The 7,087-nt window shown below is 26.4% G+C and carries 12 protein-coding genes and 1 tRNA gene; 9 read left to right on the top strand and 4 right to left on the bottom strand.

Annotated features, from left to right (window positions below):
• Nucleotides 1-73 precede the first annotated feature (73 nt).
• On the bottom strand, nucleotides 74-478 hold the full coding sequence (locus tag EIC27_RS05315; RefSeq protein ID WP_126045065.1) for an EVE domain-containing protein: 405 nt from the start codon (nucleotides 476-478) through the stop codon (nucleotides 74-76).
• 28 nt (nucleotides 479-506) lie between these two features.
• On the opposite strand from EIC27_RS05315, the gene EIC27_RS05310 reads away from it, so the two are divergent.
• Entirely contained in the window at nucleotides 507-956 is a 450-nt protein-coding gene (locus EIC27_RS05310; protein WP_126045064.1) for an HK97 family phage prohead protease, read from the top strand.
• Nucleotides 957-958: 2 nt separating this feature from the next.
• Here EIC27_RS05310 and EIC27_RS05305 read toward each other — a convergent pair.
• Nucleotides 959-1,035: transfer RNA gene (locus EIC27_RS05305), tRNA-Val, on the bottom strand.
• Between the two features lie 119 nt (nucleotides 1,036-1,154).
• On the opposite strand from EIC27_RS05305, the gene EIC27_RS05300 reads away from it, so the two are divergent.
• From EIC27_RS05300 to EIC27_RS07070, 8 genes are all read left to right on the top strand, one after another.
• Nucleotides 1,155-2,348, top strand: coding sequence for a phage major capsid protein (locus EIC27_RS05300; RefSeq protein ID WP_126045063.1), 1,194 nt, complete (start codon nucleotides 1,155-1,157; stop codon nucleotides 2,346-2,348).
• Nucleotides 2,349-2,416: 68 nt separating this feature from the next.
• Nucleotides 2,417-2,911: a hypothetical protein gene (locus EIC27_RS05295; protein WP_126045062.1), complete on the top strand. Its 495-nt coding sequence runs from the start codon at nucleotides 2,417-2,419 to the stop codon at nucleotides 2,909-2,911.
• A 131-nt stretch (nucleotides 2,912-3,042) separates the two neighbouring features.
• Nucleotides 3,043-3,561, top strand: a complete 519-nt coding sequence (locus EIC27_RS05290) for a head-tail connector protein (RefSeq protein WP_126045061.1) — start codon at nucleotides 3,043-3,045, stop codon at nucleotides 3,559-3,561.
• The gene (locus tag EIC27_RS05285) at nucleotides 3,558-3,884 is read left to right on the top strand and encodes a phage head completion protein (protein WP_126045060.1); all 327 of its coding nucleotides are present in this window, start codon (nucleotides 3,558-3,560) and stop codon (nucleotides 3,882-3,884) included. Before EIC27_RS05290 ends, EIC27_RS05285 begins: the two co-directional genes overlap by 4 nt.
• Complete coding sequence (locus tag EIC27_RS05280; RefSeq protein WP_126045059.1) at nucleotides 3,884-4,273, top strand: hypothetical protein; 390 nt, start codon at nucleotides 3,884-3,886, stop codon at nucleotides 4,271-4,273. Before EIC27_RS05285 ends, EIC27_RS05280 begins: the two co-directional genes overlap by 1 nt.
• A gap of 89 nt (nucleotides 4,274-4,362) precedes the next feature.
• Complete coding sequence (locus EIC27_RS05275) at nucleotides 4,363-4,674, top strand: hypothetical protein (protein WP_126045058.1); 312 nt, start codon at nucleotides 4,363-4,365, stop codon at nucleotides 4,672-4,674.
• Nucleotides 4,675-4,933: 259 nt separating this feature from the next.
• Nucleotides 4,934-6,172 carry a tRNA (N(6)-L-threonylcarbamoyladenosine(37)-C(2))-methylthiotransferase MtaB gene (mtaB, locus tag EIC27_RS05270; protein WP_126045057.1) on the top strand — a complete coding sequence of 413 codons (1,239 nt, stop codon included), beginning with the start codon at nucleotides 4,934-4,936 and terminating at the stop codon, nucleotides 6,170-6,172.
• Nucleotides 6,173-6,308: 136 nt separating this feature from the next.
• Nucleotides 6,309-6,464, top strand: a complete 156-nt coding sequence (locus EIC27_RS07070) for a hypothetical protein (protein ID WP_154663851.1) — start codon at nucleotides 6,309-6,311, stop codon at nucleotides 6,462-6,464.
• Nucleotides 6,465-6,619: 155 nt separating this feature from the next.
• Here EIC27_RS07070 and EIC27_RS05265 read toward each other — a convergent pair whose 3' ends face one another.
• Entirely contained in the window at nucleotides 6,620-6,802 is a 183-nt protein-coding gene (locus EIC27_RS05265) for a hypothetical protein (RefSeq protein WP_126045056.1), read from the bottom strand.
• 55 nt (nucleotides 6,803-6,857) lie between these two features.
• Nucleotides 6,858-7,087: transposase domain-containing protein (locus EIC27_RS08300; protein ID WP_205702304.1), on the bottom strand; the 230-nt coding region annotated here is incomplete at its 5' end.

Here is a 7,087-nt window from a genome sequence, read left to right as displayed (position 1 = left end):
GCACTCACTGCGTTCGCTCGCAATGACAAGATAAGGCATAATGTTCGTTCATAATGACAGGGTAGGTAGCATGTTAATTCGCAATGGCATTAATAATATTATATTCTTTTTCTGTAATTGGCATAACAGAAAGCCTTGATTGTTTAACAAGTGCAATATCCTGCAAATTTGGATTTTGTTTAATTTCAGCAAGTGAGACAGAATTTTTAAAAGAACTGATGTATTTAAAATCTACCATATCAAATTTGCCTGATGGATCGGTATGATCTGGATAATATTCTTTCACAACTTTCACAAGGCCTTTAATAGCTTTTTCTTGATTGGAATGATAAAAAAATGCTAAATCACCAAGTTTCATTTTACGCATGTTATTTCTAGCTTGATAATTTCTAACGCCGTCCCAGCAAGTGACTTTATCTTGCTGCATTTTAGTCCAAGAATATGAGTTTGGCTCAGATTTTATTAACCAATATTTCATAAATTTTTATAAATAAATAATAAAGAATATGATTGCAAATAGTTTAAAAGATAACAACTTAAATTTAAAAAATATTGATAATGTTAAATATTTTACAGGGTATGCCAGTATATTTAATGTTGTTGATTATGCAGGAGATCTAATTTTACCAGGTGCTTTTATTGAAAACCAGGTAGAAGGAATTAAATTGTTGTGGCAACATAATCATCAAAATCCTATAGGTATTATTGATAAAGCTTATGAAGATAAAAAAGGGCTTTATGTAGAAGGTAGGATTTTTTTAGATCTTTCTTTGGGTAAAGAGGCTTATATATTAATTGAGAATAAAGTGACTGATCATTTGAGCATTGGTTATGAAGTGCTTGATTTTTATTATGCTGGGGAAATTAGGTGTATTATAAATGTGAATTTATGGGAAGTTAGTATTGTTACATTTCCTGCAAATAAGTATGCTGAGGTTCTAGCTATTGGCAGTTAAAGTGGTGGGTGATAGTGGATTCGAACCACTGACCCCTACGATGTCAACGTAGTACTCTAACCAACTGAGCTAATCACCCGTAGTAGCTCTTAGGGAAGCTACTATTATAAAAAAATATGACAATACATTTTTTATATAGTCAAAAAAAGTGATATTCAAGGTTTTTTAAGTTTTATAACATAAATAAGGAGTAATTATATGAATAATATAACTAATAATGATATTGCTACAAAAACAAATAAAATTGGAAGTACTTGGGAGCAATTTAAATCTATTAATGATAGGAGGATTAACGAGATTGAAAAAAAGGGTAGTGCGGATTCAGTTACTTTATCGCACTTAGATAAAATTAATAAGTCACTTGATAGATATCAAGATAGTTTAAATAAAATTGAAAGTGTTTTAAATAGGCCAGCTTCTAATCGACATAAATTGAATGAGACTAATTGTGAATATAAGAATGCTTTTTGTAAATATGTTAAGAAGGGATTGGAATCAGATATTGCAAATTTAGAGCAAAAAAATTTAAACAATAGTGCTGATCAAAAGCTTGGATATTCAGTGACAAATAAAATGAATAAAGCCATTGATACATTATTAGTCGAAAATTCTCCTATGAGGAAAATTTCAAGTGTTTTGGAAATTTCTACTGATTCATTGGAATTGATTGAAGATAGAGAAGATATTATGAGTGGATGGTCTGAAACAGGCCTGAGTGGTATAGAAAATTCTAAAGAAACTGTCTTTACTAAGAAAATTATTTTAACTCACGAGTTATACGCACAGCCAAAAGTTAACCAAAAACTTGTTGATGATCCTAGAATTGATGTGGAAGATTGGTTATCAAAAAAACTCTCTAACATCTTTATTAGACAAGAAAATAGTGCATTTATAAATGGAAATGGAATTGGTCAGCCTAAAGGAATTCTTTCGTATGAAGATGGTAATGAATGGGGAAAAATTGAAAGAATTAAAACGGAATCTAATAAGTTAAGTGCAGATGATATTATTAAGCTATTTTTTAGTATTAAAGAAATTTATTCAAATAATACAAATTTTTTAATGAGTAGAGATTCACTGCAAAAAATAAGGATGCTAAAAGATAAGAATTGTCAATATTTATGGCAACCAAATTTGTCAGAAGGTGGTTCTAGCACTTTATTTGGTTCTAAAATATATATTTCAACTGATATGCCATGTATTAATCCAGGTAAAATATCAATAGCATTTGGCAATTTTAAAAATGCTTATCAGATTATTGATCGTGGAGATGTAAGGGTTCTTCGTGATCCTTTTACCCATAAACCATATATTAAATTTTATTCTACTAAAAAAGTCGGTGGAGATATTGTTAATTTTGAAGCTATAAAATTATTAGAAATAGCTAGCTAAATTACTTGTTTCATACTTACAATGAGTATACATATTTTAGTTAAGTATATGTATTAATATTTGTAAATATGAAATTCATTAGGATTTTTATTGTTTTATTAATTTTATCTGGGTGTGGATTTAAGCATTTATATTATGGAGATTATAAAAATGATATTTTAAGTGATTTTTATTGTGAAAGGATAACAAATGATCAAAAAAATCCAAGAGCAACATTTTTTTTAAATAATGAGTTAGATAGATTATTTAAAGAAAATAATAAAAAAGAAGCTAAGTATTTGCTTAAGATTGAGTATAACGTGGATAAGGATGATTATTTAATTCAAGATAATAGTGTTGCGAATAGAAAGAAAATTCAGGTTACTTTAAGTTATAAAGTTACAGAGTATAAAGGTGATAAAATATTAGCTTCAGGTAAATTAACAGATTTTGATAGTTTTGCTATTACAGAATCTCCTTATTCTGATTATGCTACTGAGGAAGAGCTTATAATTAGAATATTATTATCATTAATTCAAGAGTTAAGATTGCAACTTTTAGCAAAATTTTCAAAAGAGACGTAATTCTATAGATTGTTGTATTCGTTTTAAGTTTTTACAATAATGATTTAATTATCTCATTTAGAGAGTGCATAGTGATTGTAGTAACTCAATAAATCTTATTTTCAATATAAATAAAATTAGGAGGAGAAGAAATGATTGTTTCAATGAAAAAAATTGAAGACGCGAGGCAAAATTTAATAAAATTAAGGGAAGTAAAAAATTATCTTAAAATTGATAATGAAGTTGAAGATAGTTTATTAAGTGATCTTATTTTAGCAGCTACTCGAGATTGTGAAGAATGGAGTGGGATAATGATTTCTAAAACAAAAATAAGTGTTATTTATAAGCAAAATGACAAAAATAAATATTATTTTGTACTTCCAAAAAAGCCAGTTATTAAAATTGTTAATATTTATGGATTTTATGATAATGGGGTTAAATCAATAATTAATGAAAATTATTATTACCTTTTAATAGATAAAGTTATTCTAAGACAAAAATTTAATTTCAATAATATTAATATTAATTTTGAAGTGGGATACACAAATGAAATACCTGAAAATTTAAAAATTACTATCTTTGAACATATAAGTGATATGTATGAAAAGAGAAGTGTGTGTTCAAATTTTTTAGCTGAAAAATATAAAAAATATAGGAATATAAAACTATGATAAAAAATTTTAGTGAAATGAATCAAAGAGTGAATTTATTTACACATGATAAGATTTATGACCAGTATGGAGGGTACATTATAGATTGGAAAGAGTATATTAAAATTTGGGCTAAGAAAGAGCTCTTAGAAGAAGATATTAAAAGCAAAAAGAGTGATATAAAAAAGCAAGCACTTTATAAATTTACTATAAGACATGTTCAGAACATTTCTTTACCACTAAAACTACAATGTAATTTAGATAATTATTTTGTAAACCAAATAAAACAAGATAAGCAAAATAAAAAATATATGGTTTTGTTTGGTAAATTATATGGAGAATAATGGATATAATAAGCGAGTTAGAAAAAAAATTAATTTTATTTTTTAAAAGTAATTTCTTTGAGGGCCTTATAAAAGGCATATACACATGCATTCCAGATGATGCAAATTTTCCACTTATAAAAATAGAATTTTTTAAAAAAAAGCAGTTATATGAATCAATTGAAAACTTAAGTTGTATAGATGCTAATATTCAGATTGTAACAAATGATTTTTCAAATGAAAAATGTCTTAAAATTTTAAATAAAATAGAAGAGGTTAACTTAAATGAAGAAATTAACTTTGAGTATTTGGATCAGTATTATTTTAAAAAAAATAATTCAAATGTTTCGCAAAATATAAATGGTTTTTGGAAAGCAAATTTATCAATATGCCTTTTATATATTAGATAGGAGAAAAAATGAATATTATGAAAACAGGAAAAGATATAAATTTTTTTATTTTTAATCCTCATGCAAGTAAGATATAAGGATTAAGATTATTGAAATTTAATATTAAAAACAACTATATATACTGTGGCTCTATTAATGAGGATAGAAACTTAACTGAATTTCCTGATAAACAAATTTTAAATATTAGTTTAAATGATATGTATAATAATACGCCAGAATATAAGCTATTAAATAATTCTGCAATATTAGGGGATGAATTAAAATGCAAAATAGAAATAAATTCTGATTATTGCATCTTAGGAAATTTTATTATAAATGAATTTGAAGTTGAGAGTGTGAAATCAGATTTGATTTTTTATAAATTTTCTCTTCTTAATTCTGGAAAATTCAACTTATCATAGGTTTAAAATTATTGATATAAAAAAAGATAAAAAGTTTTATAAAAATTTTGATCAAAATTTTATAAATGAATTGAAAAAAATAGCTAATTATAATGGTAAAAGGTATGTCACTAAAAAGATATATTCAAATGGTTTATTAAGACTAATATTGCACAAACATCAATTTTAATTGCATTGATGTTTACATTATTGGATTTTTATTTAAAAAGATAGTATAAGTTCGTATTAGTAAAATTATATATGAATATTATTCTATAATATGTCAGTTGAGGTAGTTACATTTGGTTGTAGATTAAATATTTACGAAAGCGAACTTATAGAAAAGCATGCAAAGAATGCTGGCATTAATAATGCAATTATATTTAATAGTTGTGCTGTTACAAAAGAAGCTGAAAGGAAGTTAAAGCAGGCTATAAGAAAGGCTAGAAGTGATAATCCAAATAAAAAAATATTAGTTACTGGTTGTGCTGCTCAAGTATCTGCAGAAAAGTATGCAAATATGATTGAAGTGGATAAAGTTTTTGGAAATCATGAGAAGTTAGAGCAGGGTACTTATAAACAATTGCTAGAAAATTCAGAAGCTATATTAGTGAACGATATTATGTCAGTAAAAGAAACTGCTCATCAGATGATTGATGGAATTCAGAATAAATCAAAAGCTTTTTTGCAGATTCAAAATGGATGTAATCATAGATGTACTTTTTGTATAATCCCATATGGAAGAGGTAATAGTAGAAGTGTTCCTGTTGGAGAGATTGTAAAATATGCACAGAATTTAGTTGATCAAGGCTATAAAGAATTAGTTTTTACAGGTGTTGACATTACGGATTATGGATTAGATTTACCAGGCAAACCAAGTTTGGGAAATATGATTAATCGCTTATTTAAGATGGTTCCAGATATTAAAAGGCTAAGGCTATCTTCAATTGATGTAGCTGAAATTGATGATGAGCTTTTTGATATAATTATAAATGAATCAAGATTTATGCCTCATTTGCATCTTAGTTTGCAGGCAGGAGATGATATGATATTAAAAAGAATGAAAAGAAGGCATAGAAGGCAACAAGTTATAGATTTTTGTAATGAAATATGGAAGCATAGGTCTCAAGTCGTGTTTGGTGCTGATGTAATTGCTGGCTTTCCAACAGAAACAGATGAGATGTTTAAAAATACTTATGATTTAATAGAGCAGCTAAGGATTGTACATTTACATGTATTTCCTTATTCACCTAGAGATAATACTCCTGCTGCAAGAATGCCACAAATAGAGTCTAGTGTTATAAAAGATAGAGCTAAAAAATTAAGGAATTTAAAGCAGAAATTAATGCATCAATATTTAAAGGATAAAATTGGAAAAGAACAGATAATTTTAGCTGAATCTAATAATTATGGATATACAGAGGATTATTTTAAGGTATATTCTACAAAAAATTTGCAAAAAGGTGAGATATACAAATTAAAAATTAAATCTATAAAAGATAATCAATTAATTATATGATATGATTTAATTGCCATTATGAGGTTGTGTAGTGACTTATGATTGTTTAAATTTCATTATATAAGCAATTTATAGTTGCAAAGCTCCCAAAAACTCCTTAACCTAAAATTAGGATTGTATTAACAAGGGAGTGAATATGCCAGGGATGACTAATGAAGAATTTGACCAAGAATATTTAAGAATAATTGCAAAAATTGCACTGAAAGCTGCTCAAAATAATGATATTGATATTATTGATGAATATGAGCCAGTTATTCTAGATTTTAACATTGAAGATGAAAGTATATATTAAGAAGAAATAGCTGAATTACAAGCATTAAAACAAAGGGCAATTGAAGATGATATAGATTTTAGTGATGTAGATTATGATCTTCATGACTATATATTTGAGCTAAATAATAACTTAATAAATGATGCAGAAGAGAAAGGAATATTTCAATTTTTTGTTCAAGATATTTTTGATGTTAATAAAAATGAACCATATGAGGGAGCAAAAGAATCGAGATTAGATGAGTTAAGTATACCACAAAATGTAAAAGATGAATTAAAGGCAATGGCATATGTTGCTACGTTTGAAGAATTAAGAAAAAATGCAGATAAGTAAACGCTAAAATATCCCCATCTTGACAAGTATTATCCGCCTTTCTTTGGGTTTCTTAAGTTTTTTGATAATTCTAAAAAAAATTTAATTTGATGATATTTTTTTATCAATATTATATGGAAGTAAATTTACTAACTCTTTTGGATCAGAATAATCATGAATATGATTCAGCAAATATTTTAAATAATCATAAGGATTAATCTTATTTACTTTGCAAGTTTCAATAATACTATAAATATTTGCACTAGCTTTAGCACCCTTAGTTGTTGCACAGAACATCCAATTTTTTCTGCCAACTGCAAATGGTTTTATAC

It is taken from the genome of Candidatus Aquarickettsia rohweri, assembly GCF_003953955.1.
Lineage (GTDB): Bacteria > Pseudomonadota > Alphaproteobacteria > Rickettsiales > Midichloriaceae > Aquirickettsia > Aquirickettsia rohweri.
This window is presented reverse-complemented; position numbering and strand designations above follow the sequence as displayed.